This is a genomic window from Streptomyces sp. NPDC005151 (assembly GCF_053599875.1).
In genome coordinates this window covers 1-25854 of record NZ_JBSFYR010000100.1, presented here as the reverse complement: position 1 = coordinate 25854, position 25854 = coordinate 1, and the positions used below count along the sequence as shown (strand labels likewise).

At 69.9% G+C, this 25854-nt stretch carries 21 protein-coding genes and 3 pseudogenes; 9 read left to right on the top strand and 15 right to left on the bottom strand.

Annotated elements, in window-relative coordinates; translation table 11 throughout:
* Window positions 1-1499: IS1634 family transposase (locus ACWD6R_RS33965; RefSeq protein ID WP_451822239.1), on the bottom strand; the 1499-nt coding region annotated here is incomplete at its 3' end.
* Window positions 1500-1676: 177 nt separating this feature from the next.
* Here ACWD6R_RS33965 and ACWD6R_RS33960 point away from each other — a divergent pair.
* Window positions 1677-2282, top strand: a complete 606-nt coding sequence (locus ACWD6R_RS33960) for a DUF2231 domain-containing protein (protein WP_451822238.1) — start codon at window positions 1677-1679, stop codon at window positions 2280-2282.
* A gap of 112 nt (window positions 2283-2394) precedes the next feature.
* On the opposite strand, the gene ACWD6R_RS33955 is transcribed toward ACWD6R_RS33960, so the two are convergent.
* The 3 genes from ACWD6R_RS33955 to ACWD6R_RS33945 all read right to left on the bottom strand — a co-directional run bounded on the left by ACWD6R_RS33955 (window position 2395) and on the right by ACWD6R_RS33945 (window position 5307).
* The gene (locus ACWD6R_RS33955) at window positions 2395-2589 is read right to left on the bottom strand and encodes a hypothetical protein (protein ID WP_451822237.1); all 195 of its coding nucleotides are present in this window, start codon (window positions 2587-2589) and stop codon (window positions 2395-2397) included.
* Window positions 2590-2733: 144 nt separating this feature from the next.
* Window positions 2734-3456: an IS6 family transposase gene (locus ACWD6R_RS33950; RefSeq protein ID WP_451822236.1), complete on the bottom strand. Its 723-nt coding sequence runs from the start codon at window positions 3454-3456 to the stop codon at window positions 2734-2736.
* Between the two features lie 498 nt (window positions 3457-3954).
* Entirely contained in the window at window positions 3955-5307 is a 1353-nt protein-coding gene (locus ACWD6R_RS33945) for an endonuclease domain-containing protein (RefSeq protein WP_451822235.1), read from the bottom strand.
* A gap of 239 nt (window positions 5308-5546) precedes the next feature.
* Here ACWD6R_RS33945 and ACWD6R_RS33940 point away from each other — a divergent pair, with 239 nt between their 5' ends.
* Window positions 5547-5810, top strand: coding sequence for a hypothetical protein (locus ACWD6R_RS33940; protein WP_451822234.1), 264 nt, complete (start codon window positions 5547-5549; stop codon window positions 5808-5810).
* Here the strand turns inward: ACWD6R_RS33940 and ACWD6R_RS33935 are convergent.
* The 3 genes from ACWD6R_RS33935 to ACWD6R_RS33925 all read right to left on the bottom strand — a co-directional run bounded on the left by ACWD6R_RS33935 (window position 5807) and on the right by ACWD6R_RS33925 (window position 7503).
* On the bottom strand, window positions 5807-6241 hold the full coding sequence (locus ACWD6R_RS33935) for a hypothetical protein (RefSeq protein ID WP_451822233.1): 435 nt from the start codon (window positions 6239-6241) through the stop codon (window positions 5807-5809). The two genes, ACWD6R_RS33940 and ACWD6R_RS33935, sit on opposite strands and share 4 nt — an antisense overlap.
* Before the next feature lie 2 nt (window positions 6242-6243).
* The gene (locus tag ACWD6R_RS33930) at window positions 6244-7095 is read right to left on the bottom strand and encodes a hypothetical protein (RefSeq protein ID WP_451822232.1); all 852 of its coding nucleotides are present in this window, start codon (window positions 7093-7095) and stop codon (window positions 6244-6246) included.
* A gap of 180 nt (window positions 7096-7275) precedes the next feature.
* Window positions 7276-7503, bottom strand: a complete 228-nt coding sequence (locus ACWD6R_RS33925; protein ID WP_451822231.1) for a hypothetical protein — start codon at window positions 7501-7503, stop codon at window positions 7276-7278.
* Window positions 7504-7616: 113 nt separating this feature from the next.
* Between ACWD6R_RS33925 and ACWD6R_RS33920 the strand changes: the two genes are divergently transcribed.
* Both ACWD6R_RS33920 and ACWD6R_RS33915 read left to right on the top strand, forming a co-directional pair.
* Window positions 7617-7868 (top strand): type II toxin-antitoxin system Phd/YefM family antitoxin, encoded by a 252-nt coding sequence (locus ACWD6R_RS33920; protein ID WP_451822230.1) that lies wholly within the window; start codon window positions 7617-7619, stop codon window positions 7866-7868.
* Entirely contained in the window at window positions 7865-8116 is a 252-nt protein-coding gene (locus tag ACWD6R_RS33915; protein WP_451822229.1) for a type II toxin-antitoxin system RelE family toxin, read from the top strand. Before ACWD6R_RS33920 ends, ACWD6R_RS33915 begins: the two co-directional genes overlap by 4 nt.
* Before the next feature lie 328 nt (window positions 8117-8444).
* Here ACWD6R_RS33915 and ACWD6R_RS33910 read toward each other — a convergent pair whose 3' ends face one another.
* Window positions 8445-9140: a GNAT family N-acetyltransferase gene (locus tag ACWD6R_RS33910; RefSeq protein ID WP_451822228.1), complete on the bottom strand. Its 696-nt coding sequence runs from the start codon at window positions 9138-9140 to the stop codon at window positions 8445-8447.
* Window positions 9141-10063: 923 nt separating this feature from the next.
* On the opposite strand from ACWD6R_RS33910, the gene ACWD6R_RS33905 reads away from it, so the two are divergent.
* The gene (locus ACWD6R_RS33905) at window positions 10064-11293 is read left to right on the top strand and encodes an IS110 family transposase (RefSeq protein ID WP_451822227.1); all 1230 of its coding nucleotides are present in this window, start codon (window positions 10064-10066) and stop codon (window positions 11291-11293) included.
* Between the two features lie 395 nt (window positions 11294-11688).
* A complete protein-coding gene (locus tag ACWD6R_RS33900; protein ID WP_451822226.1) occupies window positions 11689-12165 on the top strand; it encodes a hypothetical protein in 477 nt (158 codons plus the stop codon).
* Here the strand turns inward: ACWD6R_RS33900 and ACWD6R_RS33895 are convergent.
* Window positions 12124-13318 (bottom strand): annotated as a pseudogene (locus ACWD6R_RS33895) (RNA-guided endonuclease InsQ/TnpB family protein). The gene ACWD6R_RS33900 and the pseudogene ACWD6R_RS33895 overlap by 42 nt on opposite strands.
* Before the next feature lie 138 nt (window positions 13319-13456).
* Between ACWD6R_RS33895 and ACWD6R_RS33890 the strand changes: the two are divergent.
* A pseudogene (locus tag ACWD6R_RS33890) lies at window positions 13457-14173 on the top strand (L-serine ammonia-lyase); the annotation flags it as partial.
* A gap of 701 nt (window positions 14174-14874) precedes the next feature.
* Here the strand turns inward: ACWD6R_RS33890 and ACWD6R_RS33885 are convergent.
* From ACWD6R_RS33885 to ACWD6R_RS33860, 6 genes are all read right to left on the bottom strand, one after another.
* Window positions 14875-15198, bottom strand: coding sequence for a hypothetical protein (locus tag ACWD6R_RS33885; RefSeq protein WP_451822225.1), 324 nt, complete (start codon window positions 15196-15198; stop codon window positions 14875-14877).
* A 566-nt stretch (window positions 15199-15764) separates the two neighbouring features.
* Window positions 15765-17876 carry a hypothetical protein gene (locus ACWD6R_RS33880; RefSeq protein ID WP_451822224.1) on the bottom strand — a complete coding sequence of 704 codons (2112 nt, stop codon included), beginning with the start codon at window positions 17874-17876 and terminating at the stop codon, window positions 15765-15767.
* Window positions 17873-19618, bottom strand: a complete 1746-nt coding sequence (locus ACWD6R_RS33875) for a DEAD/DEAH box helicase (protein WP_451822223.1) — start codon at window positions 19616-19618, stop codon at window positions 17873-17875. Before ACWD6R_RS33875 ends, ACWD6R_RS33880 begins: the two co-directional genes overlap by 4 nt.
* A 613-nt stretch (window positions 19619-20231) precedes the next feature.
* Window positions 20232-21278, bottom strand: coding sequence for an SEC-C domain-containing protein (locus ACWD6R_RS33870; RefSeq protein ID WP_451822222.1), 1047 nt, complete (start codon window positions 21276-21278; stop codon window positions 20232-20234).
* Window positions 21275-21577, bottom strand: coding sequence for a hypothetical protein (locus ACWD6R_RS33865; RefSeq protein ID WP_451822221.1), 303 nt, complete (start codon window positions 21575-21577; stop codon window positions 21275-21277). Before ACWD6R_RS33865 ends, ACWD6R_RS33870 begins: the two co-directional genes overlap by 4 nt.
* Complete coding sequence (locus ACWD6R_RS33860; RefSeq protein ID WP_451822220.1) at window positions 21570-24245, bottom strand: helicase-associated domain-containing protein; 2676 nt, start codon at window positions 24243-24245, stop codon at window positions 21570-21572. The genes ACWD6R_RS33865 and ACWD6R_RS33860 overlap by 8 nt, the downstream gene beginning before the upstream one ends.
* A 126-nt stretch (window positions 24246-24371) precedes the next feature.
* Here ACWD6R_RS33860 and ACWD6R_RS33855 point away from each other — a divergent pair, with 126 nt between their 5' ends.
* Together ACWD6R_RS33855 and ACWD6R_RS33850 are read left to right on the top strand one after the other, a co-directional pair.
* Complete coding sequence (locus ACWD6R_RS33855) at window positions 24372-25223, top strand: hypothetical protein (RefSeq protein ID WP_451822219.1); 852 nt, start codon at window positions 24372-24374, stop codon at window positions 25221-25223.
* 443 nt (window positions 25224-25666) lie between these two features.
* Window positions 25667-25854: pseudogene (locus ACWD6R_RS33850) on the top strand (IS6 family transposase); the annotation flags it as partial.

Genomic DNA, 25854 nt, shown 5'->3' with positions numbered 1-25854 from the left:
ATCCGGTCTTCCTTGCGGTGGTAGACGGGCCGCAGATCGATGATCGTTTTCATATCGCGCCAGCCGCGTTCAACTTCCAGCAACTGCTTGTAGCCAGTCGCGATGTCCTCGGCCGACAGGTGCGGGTCGCTGCAGCGCAGGAGGAACTTCCCGTCCAGCCGCTCCTCGGCCTTGATCGCCGCCTTGTCGATCCGCAGCAGCCCCTTCGGGGTGACGCGCAGGAAGCGGTTGAGGCCGGGCTTGGTGGACAGCCGTCCGCGCAGTTCGGCGCGCTTGATCGCGCTGAGCTTGTCGGTGTTCGCGATCGTCTCGTTGAGCTGGGTGAGGAGGTCGGCGCGGATCGCGGCGTCGCGTTTGGCCTGTTCGGGGTTGTGGCAGATCACGAACCGGTCGGCGGTGTCGTCGAGTTGGACCTGCTTGACCTGCATGTTGTCGGCGACGTGTGCATAGCGGCCCTGGCGGGACAAGGCGGCCTGGGCGGCGGGTGAGCCGGAGCGGATCTTCTCGCCGAGGATGTAGTGGCCGCCGGCCCGTTGCAGGAAGCGGCGGTTCTTCTCGGAGGCGAAGCCGCGGTCGGCCACCCACACCACCCGGGTCAGCTTCCACTCCCGCAGATCCTCGCGGACCTGGCGGATCAGCGACTGGTCGCCGGTGTTCCCCGGCCAGGACCAGACGCGGATCGGGATGCCGGTGCGGGTGACCGCCATGCCGATGACGACCTGTGGCAGGTCCGGGCGGTGGTCCTTGCTCTTGCCGTACGCGCGGAACGACTTCACGTTCTCCTCGCCGTCGCCGTCGCCGTCTTGGCTGTCGGGCTGCGGATCCGGTTCGGGCGGTGCGTCCAGGCGGCGGCCGTGTTCGTCGCGGGCGGCGGGGATGTCCGCCTCGCCGGTCTCGAAGTAGGTGCTGGTGGTGTCGAAGAACAGCAGGTCGACTTCGAGGTTGAGGAGGTCGGCGACGGCCCAGTAGACCTCCTCGGCGAGCTGGTCCTCGATGGTCAACAGCCAGTCCATCGCCCGGTAGCAGGCGTCCTCGCTGGTGGCGGCCAGGCCGGGGATGTGGCTGTCGTGTTCGATCCAGCGGGTCGCGGCGAGCTTCGAGCTGGGGGCCAGGGCACGGTTGGCGACCAGCGCGAACAGCACCCGCTCGGCGGCCGGGTCCAGGCGGCGTCCCTTGAGAAGCTTCTTCATCACGGTGTCGATCCCGATCCGGTGCCACAGGCCGTCCAGGGCATGGGCGCCGCCCATCGGGCGGGAGGCCAGGAACGTCAGCTCCGAGCCGGAGGTGGCACGCAGGGCCGCGGCCGGGTCGAGGAGCTTGGTCAGCGAGGCGACCAGCCGTTCGATGGCCGGGCGGTCCAGGCGGTCCTCACGGCCGAAGCTGTGCAGGACCTGCGGGCGTGAGGTGCCCGTGGCGGCGTCCCACTCGTTGTGCGCCAGCTGCAGATAGCGCACGGACGAGCCGTCCTTGTTCTTTCTCGTCGTCGCCCGTACGTACATGGTTCCAGACCCTAGCAGCATCACCGCAGGTCAACGCAGGTTAGTCACATGAAACGTGTTACTAGGTGATTCTGGCCGTTCCACCAGGCCGAAACCACGTGACCTGCGACAACACCGTCAACCGTGTCCAGAACCCGCCATCAGCTGCGGAACGCAGGGCACGGTTACCTGTTGTTCATGACTGAATCGCCGGATTTCGACGACCGTGTCCCTGCTGCTGGAGCTGTGCGGCGGGCGCTGACACGCGTACTGCCGTCGGCGTCGGGCCCCGGCAGGATCATCCAGGGTATGGACCGGCTGGAGCGCGCTGCCGCCCTGGACGGCCTCGTCGAGCACGTCCGCAGCACGGTTCGAGCGGTTCCCCTTGGCCGTGCGAGGGACGTGCTGCACGGCCGCTGGCTGGGCCATCCCGTTCATCCGCTGATGGTGCAGGTGCCGATCGGCACCTGGTTCTCGGCGGCCGTGCTCGACCTGCTCCCGGGACAGCGACGGGCAGCGAGCACGTTGATCGGCGTCGGGCTTGCTGCCGCCGTTCCGGCGGCCGCGGCGGGCTGGGCCGACTGGGCGGAGCTGCAGCACCGGCAGATGCGGATGGGGCTGGTGCACGCGGCGGCGAACGACACGGGAGTGGGGCTGTACGCGGGATCTATCACTGCTCGGGTACGGGGGCGCACCGCCCTGGGAAAGGCGCTCAGGTTCGCCGGCCTGGCGGTCGTCGGTCTCGGCGGGGCGATCGGCGGTCACCTGGCCTACCGGCAGGCTTCTGGCGCCAATCACGCCTAGGTGGTGCCGGAGTTGGTGAAGCCGGGGTGGCACGATATCGGGGACGTCGCCGACTTCCCCGTCGGCAGAGCTCGGAACCCGTCAACCTGTTTGAGTCGGTTTGTTGATGTTTTTAGCTTGCTGCGATTTCTGTCTCGCCGGTCTGCTGGGCCGGCTTGTTGATCCAGGAGGGCTCCGGAAGGCTGGGTGGCTTGGGGGTGCCTCGTCGGAACCGGTCGGCGTGTGCTGAGTGTGCGGCCCGGAGAACGTCGGCGCGCTGGGCGTGGATCTCTTCCGCCTGGCCGGTGTGGACCATGGCGGGGGTCATCAGCCCTATGCCGCTGTGCCGATGGTGCTCGTTGTAGGTGGTGAAGAAGTCCGCGCAGAAGGCATTGTCAGGTTGAGCGAGAGGCTTCCGGCTCTTGGCATGCCGAGGCCGTTCCGGGCCCCTCTGCCCGGTTCGGGGTGTGGTTCAGGCCATCGGGACGGGGTGTCCGGTGGTGGCAGTGATCTCGTTCCAGATGGTGAAGCGGTCCTTCATGGCGGTGCGGTACTCGGGGGCGAACATCAGGTGGCGGCCAGGGCGGAAGTGCGGGGAGATCCGACTGAACGAGGCCAGGAAGCGCTGCGCCCCACCGACGGAGCGGAAGCCCTTCATCGCGCGTTCGCGTTGCCTTGTCGGCTGATGGGAGTTCTCCGCCCGGTTGTTCAATCCCTTGTGCGCGCGATGTTCCACCGAGGGCATCACCTCGCGATGCGCGGTCCCGTAGGAGGCGAGCTTGTCGGTGACCACCACCCGGGGCACCGCGCCCGCGCCCTTCATGAGCTTGCGGAAGAACCGTTTCGCCGCGGCCGTGTCCCGCCGGTTCTGCACCAGGATGTCCAGGACGTTGCCGTCCTGGTCCACGGCCCGCCACAGGTACCTCTGCACGCCTCGGATCTTGATGAAGACCTCGTCCAGGTGCCACTTGTCCCCGGGGTGTATCTGGCGTTTCCTCAGGCCGGCGGCGTAGACGGGGCCGAAGGTCGTGCACCACTGGCGGACCGTCTCGTAGGTGACCTCGATCCCGCGCTGCAGCAGGAGCTCTTCGACCTCGCGGTACGAGAGGGGGAACCGATGGTAGAGCCAGACCGCGTGGGCGATCACCTCGGCAGGGAAGCGGTAGCCCTTGTACGACGGGGTGATGGCGTCCATGAGCAGGGCCCTCCGACGACGAGAACCGTGATCATCTCACGGCGCCGAAGAGCCCTCCGCTCAACCTGACAATGCCCGGATCTCTGCCCAGTCCTCCACTTGGATCACCCTCTCCTCCCGATCTCCAGTCAAGATCAGGTTGATATGGATGCCACGAAGTGAGTCAGTTTTGATCCGCCGTCAGAGGGTCACGGTTCAACCGACGCCGACACGGCGCTGCCGAAACACATGGACAGTTCGATTCGCGTGACACAACCAGGTGCCTCCCGAAGTGCTGAACATCCGCTGTCCGTTCTCGTGGACAGAGCCACCAGGGAGTACCTCTCACCAGCGGCAGATGCTCCGCCACACCACCACCGGCGCACACCACCTCCGAGCCGAATACAGCCGCCGTTACGACGCTCTGCGTCGGCGCCTGACAGCCCTGCCCTTCGGCTTCGTCATCATGGCCCTCGTCATCACCCGGTCGACGTTGGTGGCGGGTCTCTCGCTGTTCGCTCAGAAAAGCGCCAGGCCCTCACCGCTGGTGTCCACGATGACTGGCCGGAACCGGGCGGGGAGGCCGTCCAGGCGGTCGGGTCCGGCCTCAGCCGCCACGGCAGGGGCGGTCTCGGCCAGCCAGGTGCGAAACCGCTCGGCGGCTTCGCGGTAGGAGACTTGCGCCAGCACACGGTGCTCGCCGGAGGGGCACAAGTCGACGGCGACAGTGAGCAGGCAGGAACCGGGCGCATTGTGGCTGCCGGTCCAGGACACGCGCAGCGCGCCGCAGGGTTTGCGCCCGCGGGAGCCGCGGGGGTCGCGGTGGGTCGGGCGCAGTGATCGGCAGGCTATGTGGGCGGTCCATGCGGCGAGGTGGGGCAGTGGCAGGGTGGTGCGGGTGCGGCAGCCGGGGCAGCGGTGCCAGTGGCGGAGCCAGTCGGCGGTGTGGGTGTGGAAGAGACGTGTGTAGTGGTTGGCCACGCGGATGTCGTTGCTGTAGAGGTGGTCGGGGCGTTCTTGTGTGTTGCAGGAGTGGCAGACGGGGGCCCGGACGTAGCCGTGTTCGTGGCAGTGGTCGAGTACGGCGGCGGGTGCGGTGTGGCAGATGGCGCAAGTCCACCCAGCCACCTTGCGGGAGGTGCCGGGTTTCCTGCTGAGTACCGAGTACAAGTGGCCTTTCAGTTCCTCGTTGTACGGGCGCAGTGGGGCGGTTGGGCAGTCGGGACTCGTCGTCTGCCGGCCGTCGGCGGCTCGGGCCTGCCAGTGGTGGGAGGGCGACTCGGTGACGGTTGGGCTTGCCTGGCAGGTCCGCGCGGCTCGCAGCCACCGCGTTTCGGTGTGCTCGGCCACATCCAGCAGCCTGACCACAGCGCGCGGCAGCCACCATGTCCGCGCCGTCCGGTCGCGGGTTTCCTCCACGAGCATCCGCCGCCAGTCGATCCCCGCCAGATGGTACGGCCGGCCGCCATCACATCGTGGCTCCCGCTCGGGCTTGTCCAGTTCCTGCAGTTCCCGGGCGATGCGCTGGCGCCATCGCAGCGGCGTTCCCTCGTTGTGCTCCTGCTTCGGCCCGTCACGGAACGGACCGATGCGGACCAGGTCCTGGCGGTCCATCTCAACCGCGTTCAGTTCCGCTGCCGCCCGGCGCACCTCAGTCTCCGGAACACTCCACTGGCCGCCGCTTACCTCCACCGTCGCCACCACACGGCTACCGAGCAGGACGTAGCCCGCCTGGGCATTGGCAGGAGAGCAGGTGAACGCCGCAGAAGCCGTCGGCACAGCGCTGCCGGCCGTCAAGCCGGCCCACAGAGCGTCCGCGGCGCCCAGAGTGATCAGGCCGCCCGTACGGCCCGGGATAACACGCTCTGACATACCAGCAGGCTAACGGCCGGTCTCCGCAGCACCGCCCGCACCGCCTCCGCATCTGTGACCTCGACAACCGCACGCGACCACAGACCCACTCCGGCATTGGCAGCCGGGACCAGGTTCGAGACCGCCGCCCACCGCCAGGCCGCAACCGGCACCTTCAACCGGCCCGCTGCCTGGTACCCGTCGTACGCCTCACGCATCACGACCACTCCGATCTCACATCGCTGCAATCTCTCGATTTCGTGTCAGTACGCGACCTGCACCTGGGCTTCAACGACGAAGAGGGTCGCTTCTACCGGCTGTGGCAGCACCGCCAGCCCGAGCCGCTGCACACCGGTGACGCGATCGTGCTGTGTCCCAGTGACGTCGACCAGATCATCAAGTTCGCCATGATCTGGGCTACGCGCCATGCGGCCGACCCGCGCAGCGACGCTCTGGTCGATGAGGTCGCCGCCGGAGCCAAGGCCGTCGTGCTGCACTTCGCCCAGGCCCCGGTACAGCGTTAGGCGCTGCCCGTGGCAACGGCCGCGCGGAACTCCTGAGTCATCAAGGCCACCGAGCCGCGCTGGACAGGGGCCGGGCCCTGCTCGCCCCACACCTTGTGCAGCGCGGCTCGCATCCGGTCGTTCATGGCATCGTTGAGGACGGCCTGGTGCTCCTCGGGTACCTCGCGCACGTCCTGGACGACGACCATGGTGCCGTGGCGGGTGCCGATCATCCCGATCGTGGTGACCTTCCAGCCGAGCTGCCGGGCCGCTTTACGCATCGCGGCCCGGATCAGTTCCACCCCGCCCAATCCGACGGCCTCCTCGTCATCCAGGTTCACCTGGTACGAGCCGCCGAATCCGCCGGCGCCGTCTGGGCAGTTGCGGCGCAGCAGGGGCACGAGGGCTTCGGCCATGGCGGTGCAGCGCGGGTCCTTCGCGTACGAGGCCATCGTCAGCTCCTTTCCGGGCCGGTGAGGTGCGGCCACAGCAGCGTGAGGTCGTGGGCGACCCGCTCGGCCAGGATGGCGGGGTCGTTGGCCGTCCACTGGTGAGCTGTCCCGATGGCGTCGGCGGCCTTCGTCCTGGAGGTGCCCTTGTGGGGGAAAGAGCCGGAAGTGATGCGGGCGGTGAAGGTCGCCGGGGCCGGCGGGCGGGGCAGGAGGAGCAGCGGGTGGTGCGGGGTGAAGTCGAAGTGGCCGAGGCGGGTTGCGGGCTCTTCGTCGAAGAGCTGCGGTTCGGTCCACAGGCCGACGGTGACGACGATCCAGGTGTGCGGGCGGTCAGTGTCGTTGCACAGCCACAGGTCGAACGTGCCGACCAGGAGGTTCTCCTCCCACTTCCAGACCTTCGCCCGCGGATCGAGAGCATCGGCCCCGTCCACGTGCAGCGGCATCAGGGCGCGCTCGAACGCGGCGATCAGATCGTCGTAGGCGGCCCGCATGGCCACGCTGCCGGCGTGGTCGTACGTCAACTCGCGGTCCGGCGTGATCTCCCACTTCAAACCGTCGGGAAGCTGGGTGGTCAGGTACTGGCGCAGCGGGCCGATGACCAGCGGCAGGCCGTCCTTGTCGAGTCGGGCATGCTCGGCTGCGGGCAGGCGGACCCACCAGGCGTAGTACGGCGTTTCGTCGTCGTGGGAGTCGTAGTCGACGCAGAGTTCGTACACGCAGCCCAGTGACGCGGCCAGCTCCGTCATCGTCTCCTGGGTGCGCTCGTCCAGGTCCGGATCCTCGCCCGCGAGCTGCTGCGGGTCTTGGATTTCCAGGCGCCACACCACCCACTCGAAGTCCTTGAAGTCCGTCACCCGCACGCGCCCCTCGGCCCGAGGGTGTAACCCCTGCTGAACCCGCCCAACGTCCCACTCCCCTGCCTCGCTCAGCTCCGACAGTCCAGTACACCAAGCCCCACGAGACAGGCGGGAACATTCGGCGACACCCGGCCCGGACGAGCGACACACAGGGCCTGCTGAACCCGGCGCACCGGTTCAGTCGACGTCAGGGTCGAATCCGAGGCTCCCCAGGAGACGGAGGCGTTCGGCTTCCTCACGATCAGGGAATGCCACCAGGACGCGCACGTCACGGTGGGAGGCGATCGCGACCCTCAGCACAGCGACGAGGACGTCGGACCGGACGGCCGGACCGCCCGGTCTATGACCGGCTGCCGCGCCGCCCGGCTCCCACGCGGTACCGACCGGCAGGACCTCCTCCACCACGTGCGCAGCCTGGTGGCACGCCAAATCGCGGGGCAGTCCGACGGTTCGGAATCCCCGGTCTGTCCAGGCTCGGCATGATGTGCACTAGATTAATCTTGTGGCATCATGTGAGCATGACTGAGATCGCGATCAGCAAGGCACGCTCCGAACTCGGTGACCTCGTGCGGCGCGCTGCACACGGCCGCGAGACCATCGCACTCACCGACCACGGCCACGTCGCGGCACTCCTCGTATCACCCCAGGTGATAGAGGATCTCGAGGACTCCCTGGCGATCGCTGAACGCGAGCGGCGCATGGCGCAGGGCACGCTCGGCGAGGGTGTCAGTCACGAAGAAGTCGGCCGCATGCTGGGGCTGCGTACATGACCTACAGCATCATCTGGGAGCCCGAGGCCACCAGCGCCGCAGTACGGTTCCTCAAAGACGACCCGCAGGGTCTTGCCGCCCTGTACGAAGCCGTGGACGCCCTCGCCGAGGATCCCCGGCCTGCCAACTCAACGCCGTACGGCAGTGTGTACCGGCGCCTGAGGGTCGGCTCGTACCGGGCGCTGTACATCATCGACAACGACGTCATCCGCATCCTCGTCACCCACATCGGGCGCATGCCCAGCTAGGGTCGACCGGGGCCGTGCGACGGGGCCGCCAAGAAGTCCCTTGTTCCAGGGCGACATCGATTAGCGCCTCCCTCAATTCCTCCACGCCGACGGACGAGCGCGGTCACCCCCGGGCTGGGGGTAGCACCGAAGCCGAGCGGGTAGAGCTGCCACCAGATCGTGTGGGGCACCCAGGCCGGCCCAGCTCGGATCGGCGAGTCGGTCAAGCACGCCGGCGGCCAGTCGTAGCAGGCTCAGGTCAGTGACGCCAAAGCCGCGCATTGTCTCAATCAGCCACTCGTCGCGGGGGGCACGACGTCGTCGGCCCTCGTGCTACGCCGGGATCGGCTCAGGACAGCCGGCCTGCCAGCAGGCCCTGAAGCTCGCCGGCACGGTACGACACCGCCGGGCCGAGCGGGCGCACCAGATGCCGCATCGACGGCTCCGCCGGGTAGCGCAACCGGCCGATGGGCAGGCACAGATCGAGCGGGGCACCAGCGACCAGAACGCTGAAGCCGTCCGCCTCGTAGTAGGGCGCCAGGTACGGCTTGCGAGTGTGGATTCCGCCCAGCATCGCCTGGTAACCCTGGCGGGTGTAGGAGCGGACCAGGTCGCCGACGAGCCGGTGCCCCAGCCACTGGCCCCGGGCGCTGTCGGCCACGGACACGGCCTCCAGCTCGACGAGTACCCTCGACAGCAGCGTGCACAGTTCACGGCCGAGGACGCCTTCCATGGACAGCAGCCACTCCACCGGAGGAATCGCATGGGCAAGCGCAACGGTCTGTCCCTCCGACTGCTCCTGGGCGACCAGCAGGCTCGCGGCACCGAACTGGCCCGGCAGCCGCCAGCCGGTGCGCAGCCGGTCGACGATCACCGTCGGCATAACCGGGTCGAGGAAGTCCACCGCTTCGAGGAGAGCGTGCAGGACCCCGAGGTCATCGTCCGCGGCGGCCGGGCGGATGAGATACCGCTCCCCCGACCCCCCGCCGCGTTCAACCAGCGGCGCGTTACGGCGTTCTGCGCGCCGGCGAGAGGCTCGTCCCATGCCACTCATCCTGCCGCAACCCCACTGGGTCAGGGGCAAGTTGACCAACGGGGTGCCTCGGGGCACGGACGACGCACATCGGCCGGGACCGCGTCGGGCAGCCCGGCCTCCCCGCAGTACCACGGGCAACGAGGGGACACCACGCCAGCAGCACGGCCAGACCCGGCGGCCGGGACAGGCCGTCCGACACTGCGAGCCGGATTCGGGCGGGAAAGCCAGGCGTCGCAACGCCCGTGGACCTTCCTCGCGCGGAAGTGCTCCTCTCGCTGCCGGTCCGTGATCCCCCGCCCCTGGAACCGCAACCGCATACGGTGACTTGATCGCAGCCGACCTCGCGCATCAAGGCGGCCGCTCGCCCCGGCGCGCGGCGGCCCACAGCTCGGGGCAGCGCCGGCATCCGCTCTGCCCGGCCAGGATCGACCCGAGGGTGGGCGAGGTGATCGTCCCGCAGTCGCGGCACAGGCACCCCAGGGGTATTTCAGGCCGCGGTAGGGCTCCCGGGGTTCGACGCCGGGTACGGCCACCCAGGCCGGCGGAGATCGGCTATCGTCGCCCCCGGTGCTGGACACGCACGCACCCAGACCGCCGCCGCCGCTCCCACGCAGCGTCGGCACTCCTCCCGGTCCGCCCCCGGCTCCTGCATGCCCACCTCACCCCTTCCATTACAACTGCCTAATGGGCTTCGTCGGGCCGTGAGGGAGACTACGGTCCGTAGCCGCCAGCGGGTGAGCACTCTCCATGCCGGAGCCATTCGAGCTCTGTGGTCAGACCGTGCCCCTGCTGGTTGGCCGGGAGGCCTGACTGCTGATGGGATGGCGTGCCCGCCGGGCGGTTGGGCGTGAGCACTGGATCCATTAGGGCGCGAGCCGTGCCTTCCGCTGGCTGCATGCAAGTAGCGGACGAGGGCGAGGAGTTGAGTGCTGGTGCTGTTCATTGGCGATGACTGGGCTGAGGACCACCACGATGTCGAGCTGCAGGACGAGACAGGCCGCAAACTGGCCTCCGCCCAGCTGCCCGAGGGCGTGGAGGGCATCGCCAAGCTGCATATGCTCATAGCCCGGCACGGCGTCGAGGACCTGGAGCCTGAGAACGTCGCAGTCGGGATCGAGACCGATCGCGGCCCCTGGGTGCAGGCGCTGCTCGCAGCCGGCTACCGCGTCTACGCGATCAACCCGCGCCAGGCCGCGCGATTCAAGGAACGGTACGGCACCTCCGGGGCCAAGAGCGACAAGGGCGACGCACATGCGCTCGCCGACATGGTCCGCATCGACGGCCCCCAACTGCGACCCGTCGCAGGCGACAGCGACCAGGCACAGGCCGTCCGCGTCGTCGCCCGCGCCCACCAGACCCTGATCTGGGAACGCACCCGTACCTTCCAGCGGCTGCGCAACACGCTGCGCGAGTACTTCCCAGGCGCGCTGACCGCCTACGCGTCCCTGGAGCTGACCAGCACCGACGCCCTGGAATTGCTGATCAAGGCGCCCACCCCGGAGCAGGCGGCGAAGCTGACGAAGCCCCAGATCACCGCGGTCCTGGCCCGGCACCGGCGCCACCACCGCGACCAGAAGGCCGGCGCGATCCAGGCCGCGCTGCGCGAACCCCAGCTCGGCGTCGCCACCCCGGTCGCGGCAGCCTACGGCGCCGCCGCGACCGCGCACGCCAGGCTCCTGATCGCCCTGAACGAGCAGATAACCATGATGGAAGAACAGGTGAGCGCGCATTTTCGCGCGCACCCGGACGCTCAGATCTACCTGTCGATGCCCGGCATCGGCGCGATCACCGGCGCCCGGGTGCTGGCCGAGTTCGGGGACGACCCCACCCGTTACACCTCCGCGAAGACCCGCAAGAACTACGCCGGCACCAGCCCGATCACCCGTGCCTCCGGCCGCACACACGCCGTTCAGGCCCGCTACGCACGCAACAACCGCCTCGCTGATGCCCTACACCGGCAGGCTTTCTCGGCGCTGAACACCTCGCCCGGAGCCCGGCGCTACTACGACAAACAGCGCGCCCGCGACGCGGGCTACAACCCCGCCCTGCGACAGCTCGGCAACCGCCTCGTCGGCATCCTCCACGGATGCCTCAAGACGCACACCCCCTACGACGAGTCCACCGCGTGGTCACACCACGCGACCCTCTCGGCCGCCACTTGACACCAAGACGGCATGGGATGTCTGACCAGGACCGGAGCGTAACCGAACGCTGGTCGGCGTCTAGCGGAACGCGGTAGCGGACTGCCGGCTGGCCGGAGGACCGGGGCGCGGCCGGAGGATGCACAGCAGGCAGACAAAGGCAGCGGGAAACGAGAGCAGCGCGGCAGCGCATTTGGGTGAGTTCGCCACACGCGGCGAGTTGCGCGGCTACGCTGGCCGCTGTCGTGCGGGGTGTGCATCTACTCCGCCTCAGGGGTGGCTAACCGCCACCCCTTTTTCGTTGCTGGCGGCATTCGACACACCGCTGGCCCACGCCCTCCTCGAAAGCCCCGTCGCCCCGTGCGCACGGGGCCTTCCTCATGCCCGCGTCCCGCCATCACTTCTTGGAGTCCGCTATGCCCGCTGCACGCTTCAACGACCCCGAACTGCAGGCCATCTACGACTACTTCGCCCCTGTCGAGGAGCCGAGTGCTGCGAGCACGGAAACGCTCGCCGCTCGTGAAGGCCTCGATCTCGCCGCCGACCTGGCCGCCGTGCGCCGACGCATGCCCTCGCCGTCCCGGCCGACGCACCCAGGCCGGCGCACCGACCGCCGGTCGCTACAGGACCACATCTTCGGCATCCTCCGGGCCCGGGCACCACGCATGCGGGCGGTTGTCGTGCGGGCCCAGGCCGCCGCCTGGGCCGACCTGCGGATGTGGCCGCACGAGACCGAGGCCTGGATCCGGGCCCTGGGCGCCGACGGCGCGACCATCGCCGCCGCCTGCAGGCGCCTGGACATCGGCCTGGCAGCCGTGACTCCTCCCCCTCGTGAACGAGGGGGCTTCTCGCTATGCCGGGTTGGCGTCGCGACGGACCAGCCCGGCCCGTAGAACGTTGGTGGCTCCCACGGTGTCCGCGTGCGCGCTGTGGCCGCACGAGACGCAGTGGAACTTCTCCTGTGTGGGCCGGTTCTCCTTGGCGATGTGCCCGCATTCGGGGCATCGCCGCGAGGTGTTGCGGGGGTCCACGGCCACCACTTCCCGTCCGGCGCACTCTGCCTTGGCGTTCAGGATCGCGAGGAACACCCCCCCATCCGGTATCAGCGATCGAGCGGTTCAGCCCGGCCTTTGCCGCAGCCCCGTTCGGGGCGTAGGTACCGTCCCCGTTCGGACGCGGCTCGGGGGCCTTGCTCATGTTGCGGATCTTGAGGTCTTCGTGCGCGATGAAGTCGTGTTCGCGCACGAGGTCAAGCGCGGTCTTGTGTGCGTGGTCGAGCCGCTGACGGCGCACCTTGCGATGCAGCCGGGCAACCTCCTTAACGGCCTTGCCTCGACGCCTGGAGCCGCGCTTGCACCGGCTGAGCGTCTGCTGAGCTGCTTCGAGTTTCGCGGCGGCCTTCTGCCCGTGACGCGGGTTGGGCACGAATCCGCCGCCTGAGTCGGCGAGGAAGTTGGTTATGCCCAGGTCGATGCCGACCACGCTGCCGGTGGCGGGCAGCGGCTCCGGCTCGGTCTGCTCAGCAGTCAGGATCACATACCAGCGGTGTCCTTCGCGCTTGATGCTGATCGTCTTGACCTTGCCGGTCACCGACCGGTGTTGGTGCACCTTGACGTGCCCGACCCCCTGCAGACGCACGCGGGTCACGGGGGCCTTGGGGGTGGAGTCCCAGCGACAGCCGTCACCGTCCTTGGGGAAGTCCACCGTGTCGAACCGGGCCGCTCCACGAAAGCGCGGGTATCCGGCCTTGTCTCCGGCCTTGATGCGGCGGAAGAACGCGGCGAATGCCTTGTCCAGCCGGCGCAAGGTCGCCTGCTGGGAGGAGAACGACCAGCGGCCCTGACGTTCCGAGTCGAAGGCCCGGATCTCCTTGAGCTGCGCAGACTGCTGCCCGTATCGGACCGTGGTCTTCGAGGTGTGCTGGTAGGCGTCGCGGCGTTCCTGCAGGGCGCCGTTGTAGAGCGAGCAGTGATCGCGCAGCATCTCGCGAAGAGCCTGGTCCTGGCGGACGGTGGGCCGCATGAGGAACTTGTACGCACGGATCATCCAGCCCACCCCCTTCGGTTTTCCTGATCAACATAGTGGGCCCCACTGACAACGGCGCAGAGCACTCCGGCGCTCCGCGCCTCCGCCCCAGGGATCGCATTCCCTCCCGGCGTAAACGCCGGGATTCCCTGCGAAGATCAAGGGATGGAGGCGTGCGTGGCCCGCGGCCTGTCACGCAAGGGCATCCTGCCGGGCGGCTTGAAGGTCCGCCGCCGAGCCGCGACCTCGGCACGCGCGCTGCGGGCCGAGGGCGACCCGGCCGACCGCGCCATGGAGTGGGTCACTCTGTACGCGATGGCGGTCAACGAGGAGAACGCCGCGGGCGGCCGGGTAGTGACCGCCCCGACGAACGGCGCGGCCGGCATCATCCCGGCGGTGCTGCACTACTACCGCGCCTTCGTGCCGGGAGCCGACGCGGACGGCATCGTCCGCTTCCTCCTCGCGGCAGGCGCCATTGGCATGCTCTTCAAAGAGAACGCCTCTATCTCCGGCGCCGAGGTCGGCTGCCAGGGCGAGGTCGGCTCCGCCTGCTCCATGGCCGCCGGCGGCCTTGCCGAGGTCCTCGGCGGCAACCCTGAACAGGTCGAGAACGCCGCCGAGATCGGCATGGAACACAACCTCGGACTGACCTGCGACCCGGTCGGCGGCCTGGTTCAGATCCCCTGCATCGAACGCAACGGCATGGCCGCGGTCAAGGCTGTCACCGCCGCTCGGATGGCGCTACGCGGCGACGGACGCCACCACGTCTCCCTCGACAAGGTCATCAAGACCATGAAGGAGACCGGCGCCGACATGAAGGTCAAGTACAAGGAGACGGCGCGCGGCGGGCTCGCGGTGAACATCATCGAGTGCTGACGGGATGGGCCCTGACCTGCGCGTTTGCATCTTTCAGCGCTGTCAGGGCCTTCCCTGCTTACGCGGCGGAAAGTCCCTGGAATCTCCCTGAGACAGGCGTGAAAGTCCCTGAAAAGTCCCTGGGATGTCCCTGCCGCGCCTCGCTCTTGAGGTGGGATGGGCCCCCTTCCGAGCTGACCATGCGCCCTTGAAGCCGCCTCATGGTGTGGAGTGCAGTCGGTGCGCGTCGTCAGGTAGCGAGACCTACGCATTACGAGACCATGAGCGATCGTGTTGCGCAGTGCCTCGTCGTGCCGCCCAGTGACGTTTTTCCTGATCAGAGCATGTGCAACAGGTTGACCCGTGCCACCGCGTGATGCACGGTCCAAAGGCGTCTGTCCACCGGTTGTCCACCGAAGGGATTGTCACCGGCCCACCGGCGAGACTGGAGCTGGGCTCCCGACGACACTGTCAACCGGTCAGAGAGAGGAACGGAGGTCACTGTAGGACCTCTACAAGCGCCCCTTCGCTGGGTTCCAGCACCGTGTCCCCCTGCTCGGGTGCCGGACGCCGGAGCCGGCGAAGGAGCCCGCGCCTGTCGGTGCTCGGGTTCCAGGAACCCGTGCGCCTGAACCGCGTACCCGCAGGCCAGGACGAAGCCGTATCTCACGGCGGCTCCAAGACCGATACGGGCGCGCCTGACGGGTCCATGCCAGCGAATACTACGCAGCCCTGCGGGCCAGCTCCGGGAAGCGCCCTTCCCACATCAGCCGCACCCGCGGCGGAAGCCACAATCTCTGCCACACCGCCGAGGGAAGCATCGAGTCCAGGAACTGCCGCAGCTCCTCCACATGCATGGCCTCGCGGATGACCGTCTCATAGAGCATCCGCAGGTCAACGTCGTCCGACAGGGCGTAGGCCCTCTTCGGCGACCAGTCCAACACGGTCGGCAGAACCACGACCCCATCCCTCGGACCGGTCAGCTCATCCAGGGTCTCTGGAACCGTGTACGGCCGGATCTCCGCATACCGCATCCGTGACTCCATGCGCCCAGTATGCCCCTGCGCGAGCGCCGTCCGCCGGTCGCTGTGGTGTCCGTCAGCGACGTCGGCGACGCCTCGATCCGCAACCAGACAGGGGAGCTGTGGATGGTGTCCCGCCAGGTGGTGTAGCCGATCAAGTACTCGGAATGCGCAGGTCATCGCCACATCGACGCGGTTCGGGACTGCCGATAGTGCTGACGGCAGGTCAGCCGCGCACGACGCGGGGAGCCATGTCCAATGGGGTGGCCGACGCGCGGCTTACCGGAACTCGTCGAGCAAGGTCGCTTACACCACGAGGCGGGACACGACCCACGCAGCGCGGTGCGGCATGTCTCGAACTCGGCGGCTGCGCCCAGGCGTTGGTGGCAGACACGGGCGCTGAGCAGCAGCCGGACGATCTGCTGGTAGTTGGCGTCGCCGGTGACGGTCCTGAGGGGCTCGATGGCGCGCAGGTAGACGGCGAGTGCGTCCGCCGGGCGGTCGGCGGCGAGGCGGTCGGCACCCGCAGTCTTCGGCAGCGCGTTCCGGGTGGGGACGGCCCGGCCGATCGGGCCGGGCGCGGTGCGCGACTACCAGGGCTGGTCTTGGGTCAGTTTCAGCAAACGCTGCAGGTGCGTGCCGGCCTTGCGCAGGTCGGCCTCGGGGACCTGCCACAGCCGTGCCGCGTCGCCGTAACCGCCCCCGCCGACGCCGCTCCAGTAGCAGGCGGACCGCTCGGCGGCGGCAGCGAGGACCGCAGCCGGGTAGCGCTCCCGCAACGCCCGCGGGTCGGCCAGTCGCCACCAGGAGGCCAGGGCCCGTGCGGCCAGGTGCGCCCCGTGTCGGGCAGGGGTGCGCCGCCACAGCAGGTGGGCGACCGGGTCCAGCTCGGCACCGGTGCGCGGGAGGCGGGTGGCCGGCTCAGTACCACCTGGGCGGTAGCGCGCCATCATGGTGCTGGCGTTCATCGCGTAGGGGGTCTGGTGGGGCAGGACCTCGGCGATCAGCCGGTCGGGCCCGAGGGACCAGCGCAGCAGGTAGTCATGGCGTCCCCGGTCGGTGCGGACCTCACCTCCGGCACTGTCCCAGCCGCGTCGTCCCTCGGCGGGGAAGACCGCGGCGCTGCAGGACTCCACCCGCTCCCGGGAGTCGACGCCGATCCCGTACAGCGGCCCGGCCGCGCCGTACAGCCGCAGCAGGGCGGCGGCGGGCGAGTCTGGGGTGCACAGCCGCTCCAGCTTGCGGCGGTCGCCGCCTGCGGCGTGCTCCCAGAAGGTGAAGGCACGCTTCTGCAGGGTCTGGGGATCGACAGATCGGCGCTGCGGCGGGGACGGGGCATGGCCGGGTGTGGCGGGCCGGGAGCCGGGGCGGGAGGATGCGGCGCGCGCTGCGGACGCCTCGGCGATTCGCCCGGCCTTCGCTCCACCCCCGCTCCGCGGCGCAGCGCCGCCTGCGGCCTCGGCGTTTCGTGCGGCCGGCAGCCCCACAGCAACGGTGGCGTCCGCACGCACCGGTGCCACCGCGCCTTCCGCGGATGCGGCAGCGTGCGCGGCGGCACCGTCGCGGGGCGGCGGTACGGACTCCGAGGCCGGAACCGGGGTGGGGTGCTTGGGGGCCAGGCATCGGGCGCAGCCCAGATGGGTCTTGGCCGCGACCAGCGGCGCACCGCTCTGGGCGCAGGCCGGGCAGCGCAGTGGGGCGAACTCTCCGGCGGGCAGCAGCCAGTCCAGGTCCAGCGGGTAGCGCCGCTCGCCCCTGCGGACGTCCAGCGCGAGGCGCAGCACCGGGACTCCCAGCAGGTGCAGCCGGTAGGGAGTGAGCGTGTGGCGGGCACGGTATTTTTCGGCGATCTCGGCCAGGCGGCGGGCGCCCTCCTCGCGGGTGCTCTCCATACGGGCGCGCAGCAACGCCGCGCGGTCCTGGGGCGCGGTGGTGGCACGGCGCTCCAAGGAGTCCACGGCGGCGGCGTAGTACTCCTCGGCGCGGGCGCGCTCCTTGGCGTACGCGTCGCCGATCTGCCCGGCCAGCCCGTCACGGCGCAGCTCGGCGGCTGCCTCCAGCATCCGGTGGGCCTCGGCGAGGGCCGCGGCCAGGTCCGGCCGGCTGGTGGAGTCGTGGTCCACGGCGGCGGCAAGCCCGGCCGGCAGTGCGGTCTCGGCACGGGGGTCATGGCCGGTGCGGGCGAGGCGCTCGCTGACCCTCGTCGGCACCCGCAGGCGGCTGGGTACGTCGACGAACACCTCGACCTGCTCCTGAAAGTGGTCCTCCGCGGAGAGCTCGTAGCCCACCAGGGCGCCCACGCGCAGCACCGGCCGCAGGGCCCGCTCGGGCGTGGCGCCGGCGCGCGGATCCAGGCGGCCGTGTTCGACCGGGAGATGCTCTCGGGCCTTGGACAGCAACGTGGCGGCATCGGGCGGCACGGAGCGCGGCGCGGCCAGGGTGAGGGTGCCGGTGTCGCCTGCGGCCAGAACGCTCTCGGCGGCCTTGGCGACCACCGGGTGTCCGGTCACCAGCAGCAGGGCGCCGTCTTCGCGGGCGGCATCGGGGTCGGCGGTGACCGCGGTCTCCTCGGGCAGCTCCAGCTCGCTCGCCAGGGCAGCGGGCAGGAGTGCCAGGGCAGTGTCCCCGGCGTCCTCCCACAGCCCGCCGCGGTGCTCGACCCAGTCCAGCCAGAAAACCAGCCCAGCCTCTTTGCGGATCACCGGCCCGCCTCCCGCTCGTCATCGCCGCCGACCAGTGCGTCGACCGCGCCGCGGCTGTCCAGGTAGTCGGTGCGGGCACTGACCAGCCGCTCGCCCAGGCGCTCCAGGCGTTCCTCGAACTCCGCGTCGTCCTCCGCGGTGGCGAAGGCGTCGAAGACGGAGGCCTCGAAGTCGAAGTCCTCGTCCACCCGGCCCAGGATCATGTCGAGCTCGCCGACGACCAGCTCAAACAGATTGATCTTGGATTCGAGGACGTGCAGGATCCGCTGCTCGATGGTGCCCCGGGCGACCAGATTGGTCAGCACCACGTCGTGCTCCTGCCCCACCCGGTGCAGTCGGCCCAGGCGCTGCTCGATCTGCATGGGGTTCCACGGCAGGTCCACATTGGCCATCACATGGCAGAACTGCAGATTGCGGCCCTCTCCGGCGGACTCGGTGGACAGCAGCACCGGCGCCTGATCGCGGAAGGCCGCCACCGCCGATTCCTTGTCCCGGCGCGAGAGGCTGCCGTGGTAGACCGCTGCCTGGACGCCCTCGCGCTCCAGCCGCGCGGCGAGCGCGTCCAGGGTCTGCCGGAAGGCGGTGAACACCAACACCTTCTCCCCCTGTCCGTTGTGCCGACGCAGCCGCTCCAGCAGTAGCTCCGCCTTGGTGGATCCCTCGATTTCCCGGGCCAGCGCCGCCAGGTCCGGCCAGCCCGCCTTGGCCAGGGTCGGCGCGGCAGCCTGCGGGCTCGATCCGGCCAGCCGCGTCAGACCCCGCAGGGTCAACAGCCGCGCCGAGGACGCGCCCTTGGCCTCCGCCCTGATCCTGGCCGCGATCCCCGCATACAGCTCCGCCTCCTCCTGCGAGGGCGCCACCAGCACCGTCTCGGCCAGCCGCTGCGGCAGCAGCACCTCGACCTCGCTGCGCCGGTGACGAACCATCACCTCACGGGTACGGGCCCGCAACTCGTCCAGGTTGCGCGGCGCCGAAGGATCCGCCCCGGCTCCGGCGTGCCGCCGGCGGAACTGCGCAGGGGTACCCAGCAACCCGGGCGCGACCAGGCTCACCAGCTCGTACAGGTCCTGCAACCGGTTCTCCACCGGAGTCGCGGTGAGCAGCAGCAGATAGCGGGCACGCAAGGCCCGGGCGAGCTTCCCCGAGGCGCTGCGCGGATTGCGCAACCGGTGCGCCTCGTCCGCCACCACCACATCCCACTGCCCCCCGGTCAGCCGGGACTTGAGCGGCTCCCGGCGCGCGGCGGCGATCGAGGCGAGCACCACCGGCCGCTCCGCGTCCGCCTCTTCCCAGCCCCGGCCCCGGGCGATCACCGTCGGCAGGCCGAACTTGCGCTCCAGCTCCTCGCGCCACTGCTCCACCAGCCCCGCCGGGGTGAGCACCAGCGTCCGATCCGCCAACCCCCGCATCCGCAGCTCGGACAGGACCAGACCCGCCTCGATGGTCTTACCCAGCCCCACCTCGTCCGCAAGGATCGCCCGGCCCCGCATCCGCCGCAGCACCGTCTGAGCGGTCTGCATCTGGTACCCGAACGGCGCGAAGGACAGCTGCGGCAGCGACAGGAAGGAGTCGAAACCGGGCCTGCGCCACACCTCCACTGCCGCGTCCACCAGCACCGAGGTGACCGGATCCACCGGAGCCGCGCCCAGCTGGGCCAACAGCACCGCGAACGCGTCGGGCAGTCCTTCGGGCCGCGGAGCCGAGCCGTCAGGGATGGGGGGGCGAATGGTGACGGTACTCAAGCGACCTCGCTCGGGGAGCAGCGGAACGGATGGCAACGGGCACGCTCCGTCACCTGCGCGGGCCAGCCTACCGAACCCGCGGGACACGAGCCCTGGCACGAGAACCCCGGTACGAGACCTCCGCCGAGCGAGGGCCTCTGCGGCTACTTCCAGGACGGGGTGCACGAGCGACGCCAACCAGACTCCACCGACTGCGAACCCGCGTCAGCTCAACGACGCCTCCCCTCGGCGACGCTACTCGGTGTACCCCGCCCCATTCGACTTGCCCGCCGTCGGTGGCGCCGTCCGTCTGGCGCGCGCCCCTACGACGATCGCCGCACCGAGCTGCCGCGCCTGCTGGACGGCTCGGCTCCGCGGTCTGCGGGTCTGCGGGGTCTGCGGCATTCCGGGGCGGCTCCGACGCGCGGACCACGACCTGCGACAACGCGGTGGTCGTTGCGGCCTTCCCGGCCGGACTCCGCTGCTCAGCCGAATTGAGCAGCGGAGTCGTAGGCGGCGTCCGCGACCACGTGTAGCGGGCGGCAAGAGTGGCAGGCGGACAGCCAGGAAGGGCAGACGCACGATCAGACCGTGGCGGGGTAGGCGGTTCGCCGTCCTCTCCCGGTTGAGCCGATCAGTTCTTCGCCGGACTGCCGCAGCATTTCTTGTACTTTCGGCCCGAATCGCACCAGCACGGTCCGTTGCGGGGTGGCGGCCAGAAAAGTGTCTGCTCCGGGTGGGCCACGGAACGCCACTCGCCGTACTCCTGGCGCGTCTCCTGCCCGGCCGGGTCGCGCCCCTCACGGAGGGCGTACGCGTCGAAATCGGCCAGGGTGCCGGCGACCAGATGCACACGGGCGGCGCCGGCCTCGTCGTAGCCGCGGGCCTCCCGCTGGATCCGGGCGGCATATGCGTCGTAGTCGTCACCGTAGTGCGCGGTCGACTCCGGCCAGCGCTCCCGCACCTGCCCGAAGTCCTGCCTTGCCCAGCGCAGCACCACGGAGTCGAACGCCTCCCCGGCATCCGGCAGACCCGGCCCCGACCTGGCGGAGAGCGCGTCGAGCCGCTCCCGGACAAGTTCGCTCACCTCTCTGACCGAGGCGTCGGCCTCGGCCTCGGCCGCCAGGTCCTCCTCGTCCAGGTCGATGCCGAGTTCACGGCGCAGGATGCCGCGGTCGATGAGCGCCCGGCGGCGGAACGCGGTCAGCTCCGGCCCCTCGGGACGTCCACCGACGCGGTCGAGGGCCGTCTGGCACCACTCCAACGCGAGCTCGCTCCGCTCCGCATCGCACAGCACCTCGACCATGTCGTCGTAGATCCGGAGTACGGCGGTCTCGACCGGGAGGGAAGCCAGTTCCAGCCGCAACGCCCGCTCCGCGGCATCGGCCTCCGCCTCGTGTCCCGCCGTATAAAGGCAGTCGATCACGCCGACCTGCCCGTCGCGCCCGAACTCGCCGCCGGACTCCGCCGCTCGACGGAACAGCGCGAGGGCGCGTTCCACGTCGCCGCCGCTACGCACCGTGGCCCAGCCGGCGTCCACCAGGGCACACGGCTCCTCCGGATCTCCGGGATGCTGTGCGGCCCACCGCTCGCACTCGGCCGCGGAAGGATCACCACCCAGCGCCGTGCGGAACTTCGTGTACGGCGTGGCTGGTTGACCGGACGTGAGAACCTCGTTCATCGGGCGATCCTATCGGCGCACTTCGGCGCCCGGCTTCTACCAGGCCCAGTAGCGCGGTCGAGGATCCCGATCGCCTGCTCATGCCTGCCGTGCCGGCACAGGACGACCACACCACCGCCCGCGCGCAAAGTGATCTCCTCCACGCGCACGTCGAGGCCGAGCACCTGCGTCGTGAAGGGAAGAACCAACTCCTCCTCGAGCATGGTGTGCAGGCCCATGAGCTGTTCCTCCTCGTCGCAGGCGTCGACGGTCGCCTCCGCCACCAGGTCCCTGAGCCGCTCCGCCGAGCTGTCATCCATGACCATGTCCTTCTCCGTCCGTGTTCTTCCGGGAATCCCCCGCCGGCAGCACCCGCAGAATCCGAGACAGCGGGTACGTCTCGCCGTAGTCCTCGGTGTCGTCCGGAGTAAGGGTGGTGACGTAGCTGTCCATCGCCAGGACAGGCCGTGCCAGGGCGATGAGAGAATCCTGGCCACGCACCTGTAGTCGTACCGGTCTGCCGTTCTCGATGGCGTCGGCGAGTCGTGCGCAGTCCCGTGCCGCGAGTTCCGGTGCGGCCTGGGCGATGTGCGGCGCACGGCCGCGCCAGACGGGTGGCTCCGTATCGCCCGCCGCCAGCAGGGCGTGCGCCCATCGCAAGGGGTCGAGTACGGCCATGTCCTCGACCGGATCGTCCTTGTCCGCGGCGGGTTCCCTGGCCGGTGGACGTCGGGTGACCGACGCGGATCCGCTCTCCGCTGCCGCGACGGGCGCGTACCCGGCGGCCCGCAGGAGATCCAGGGCCTCTCCCAGCGGTCGCGCGCCGAGCAGCACCGTCGGGGCGATCCGGCGTAGTCCCAGGGAAGCCAGCGCCCGGTTCGCCGACAGTTCCGCGATGAGCGCCTGGTCCTCGCTCCACAGGCAGCTGGGCGCGCCGGCCGCGCGAATGTGCCCGTGTCGCCGTGCGACATCGTCAATCAGACAGCGGAGCGACTGCGGGAGTTCCCGGCCGCCCTCACCGACTGCGGTCAGCTCGCGGAGCAGTTCCTCGGCGTGCCCGTCGGTGTCGAGGAAAGGGCGGACGCTGTCGGCGGAGAATCGCCAGACCGTGGCGGGGCCCCGGGCTTCGGCATGAGCGCAGCTCTCCAGCAGGTCGCTGAGTTCATGGACGGGTACCCCGGTGGCGGTGGCGGTCAAATCTGCCTGGAACCGTACCGTGCCGACCGGGGGCGGCAGCACCTCCTCGGCAGCCCGGGCGATGCCGGTTCCGGTGGCCCTGCCCAGGGCGGTGGGTGCGCCATGCCCCAGTACACCCAGCAGGGTGGCCTCCGCGCACAGCGCCGCGACCAGATCCGCGGGCCGGGGAGAGGCGGCGAACAGGGCTGCGGCCTTGCGGCAGCCCGCGCAGTCGCAGTCGTCGCCGTTGAGCTCGAAGTAGTCCTCGTCCCCGTAATCGTCGCCGCCCCAGCCCGACTCGAGCTCCCGGTCCGCCTCGTAGCGCGCGTACGGCTCGCAGTGCCGACGGCGCAGCTCGGCCAGCTCTTCGTCTCCGGGGGCGTCGAAGAGCTTCGGGCATCCCCAGACCACGGCGGCCACGAGCTCGTCCTCACGGACACCATGGCCCTCGGGCAGGGCCCGCAGCACCTCGGTCAGTGCCTGCCGAGCCCCCGCGGCTCCTGCCCTTTCGGCCTCGTCCGACAGGAGGGCCGGGGCGTCAGGACCGACGAGCAGGGGCAGCGCGGGCAGGGTGGGCCAGGATCGGAGCAGAGCCGCCAGGCGGGCCGCGGGAGTACCACGCCGCCATCGTTCGTAGCCGGAAGTGGGGCACAGTCCCCGGCCCACGGGGGAGAGCAGTCCGGCGTGGACGGCGAGGTGGAGCCAGAAGGCCGTCTCGGTCTGCGGACAGCCCAGGGTCTTGGCCAGGCGGCGCAGTTCCCTGGCTCCCACGCCGGAGGAGCCCTTCAACAAGGGGACCGGGGCTTCGACAGCCGTACGCAGCACGTCGTCGACACGGCGGACGGCGGTGGCGGCCGCGGCCGCGCCCTCGCGGGTCACCCGCGCCATCTGCTGCGGCGCCGAGGCGAGTGTCGGTGCGGTCGGGGTGAACGGGGCCCGGTAGTCCTCACCACGCAGGGCCAGAGCCACCTCACGGGGCATCCGCAGATGACGGTGACCGCCACCGAAGGCGAGGCCGTGAACCCGCAGCCACCACTGGGCCAGCCCCTCGGGGGACAGTCGCGGCGACGGGGTCCGGCGCAGTGTCTCGTACTGTACGTAGCCGTCCCACCGGCCGGTACCGATGAGGGCGTCCAGCATCCGCTCGGCCGACTCCCGGCATTCCTCGGGTACGGCAGCACGCAGGGCCCCCAGTCGGGAGCCGTCACTCAAGAGCGCCGCGGTGAGCTCGATGAGCGGGCCCTTGCTCAGACCGGTCACCTTGGCACCGAGATTCCGGGCGATCACCCGCACCTCGTCCGCGTTGAGAGCCTCCAGCATGGGCAGCACACGACCGTCGAGACCCAACGGAGCGGCGTATCGTCCGCGCGACGCCGGATGCAACCGCAGCCCCTCAGGCGCGGCCGCGACCAGACCGCGCAGTGCGAGCTTGTCGACGAAGAAAGCCACATCGGCAGCCGCTTTCCGCCCGGTGGCTCCGAGCAGTGCGCGAACGTCCTCGAAGCGCGCGAGCAGCACCGGCTCGCTCTCCACCCGCGGCCATGGACCACGCCTCCCGCCGGTGGGAACGTGAGAGTCCACGATCTCGGCGGCACAGGCCCAGGCGGCATCGAGCACCTGCGCCTCAGGGCGGCCCAGGCACTCTTCGGCGGCCTGGACACGGTCCGGATCGGCAAGTCGGACCGCGAGGTGCTCGGGGAGTCCAGGCAGTGGTGGGGCCGCAACATCGGGACGGGTCCGAAGTACGTCGGCGAGGGCCTGGGCCGGCATATCGCGCAGATGATCGGTGAGCACGGAGCTGAAACGGGTCACCCCGGGATCCTGTCAGACCTCTCACCCAGGCTGCTGTCCTGCCTGGCCGTACGCCCCGCACCGTCATACCCCTGCGGCACCGGGCGCGGTAGCGTCGTGCGGTGGCGGTGTTGTTGGATGACGGACATGGCAGCAGTAGTGAACGAGACAGCTGTGAAGACGTCCACGACCAGCGAGTCCTTCCGCGCCGGGCAGCGGCTGCGGGACGCGGACACGGTCTCGGACACCGTGGCCGCCGACGGCGGCGCGAGCGGCTCGGTGACCACGGACAGTGGAACGTACGACGTCTGGGTGGGCGTGGTCAACCGCCGTCTGACCGGCGAATGCCACTGCGCGGATGCCAGGGTCACCACGCTCTGCCCGCACGCGGTGGCACTCGCCCTCGACGCCATCGCCTCCGGTCTCCGCTGGGCGCCGGCTCCCGCGCGGGACGCGGACACGGTCGATCCGCAGGACGCGTACGGTCAGTTGACCGCGGCCGAGAAGGGGCAGGTACTCGAGTCCCTGCTCGCCGAGCGGCCTGGACTGCGGGCGGACGTGGGGCGGCTGGCGGTCGCCCTCCTCGACAGCCCGGGCTCGGCACGGCACGGCCGTGCGCAGCGGGCGGACACCGAAGGGCTGCGGCAGGAGACCGCGGTCATGGTCGAAGACGCCCTGCGGAAACTGGAGATCGACGACTTGCGTACCGGGCACCAGCCGGGATTCGGATACGTCGACGTGTACGAAGCGGCGGGCAGCCAGGTGGAAGAAGCCCTCGAGCCGTACAAGCAGGACATCACCCGCCGCCTGGGCCTCGGGTTCACCGGTGCCGCCCGCGAGATCGCTCTGGGCGTGCTTGACGGACTCGCCGCCTGCGAGGGCGACTACGACGGCGACCAGGTCCTGAACTACGCGGGCGAGGACCTGGCTCATGCTTACGGCTGGGGCGTCCGTGAGCAGTTGCGGGCGGCAGGAGCGCCCCTGTCCGACGACGAGTAGCCCGCTGCCCCTTGTTCGGTGGGTTGGTAAGAGCGGTCGGACCAGCAGTGCCTACCCGTGCGCCTGTACGGCTTCACGGAAGGCAGGACAGCCATCGGGGCGCACCGCGAGATGACGTTCCCCCATCGGCGTGCACAGCCTCCGCAGCTTCCGGTCAGCAGCAGCGCGAGCGCGCGGTCCGCGCACTCGATGAGGTGCACGGTGCCGTGGTCGACGAGCTTGCTGGCGCGGGGTGTCGACCTCGGCCAGCTCAGGGAACCGCGCCTGCCAGGCATCCCGGGCCGGGCGCGGCAGGAACAAGCCGCCCCACACGCGTCAACGACGAGATGGCCACGGTCGCCCTCGCCGCCATCAGGGCCCGCCACCTCGCCGGCAGGCACTGTCACGTTGGCTGACCGGGTGGGATGATCTTCGTGTTGATCATGCTGGGAAGGGGATCGCTGGTGTCGTCTGTGCCGCCGTCGTACAAGGGTCACCGGTACCCGGTCGAGGTGATCTCCCACTGCGTGTGGCTGTACTTCCGCTTCCCTCTGTCTTACCGCGAGGTTGAGGAGCTGATGCTCCAGCGCGGCGTGATCGTCTCGTATGAGACGGTGCGGCGGTGGTGTCTGAAGTTCGGGCAGGCCTACGC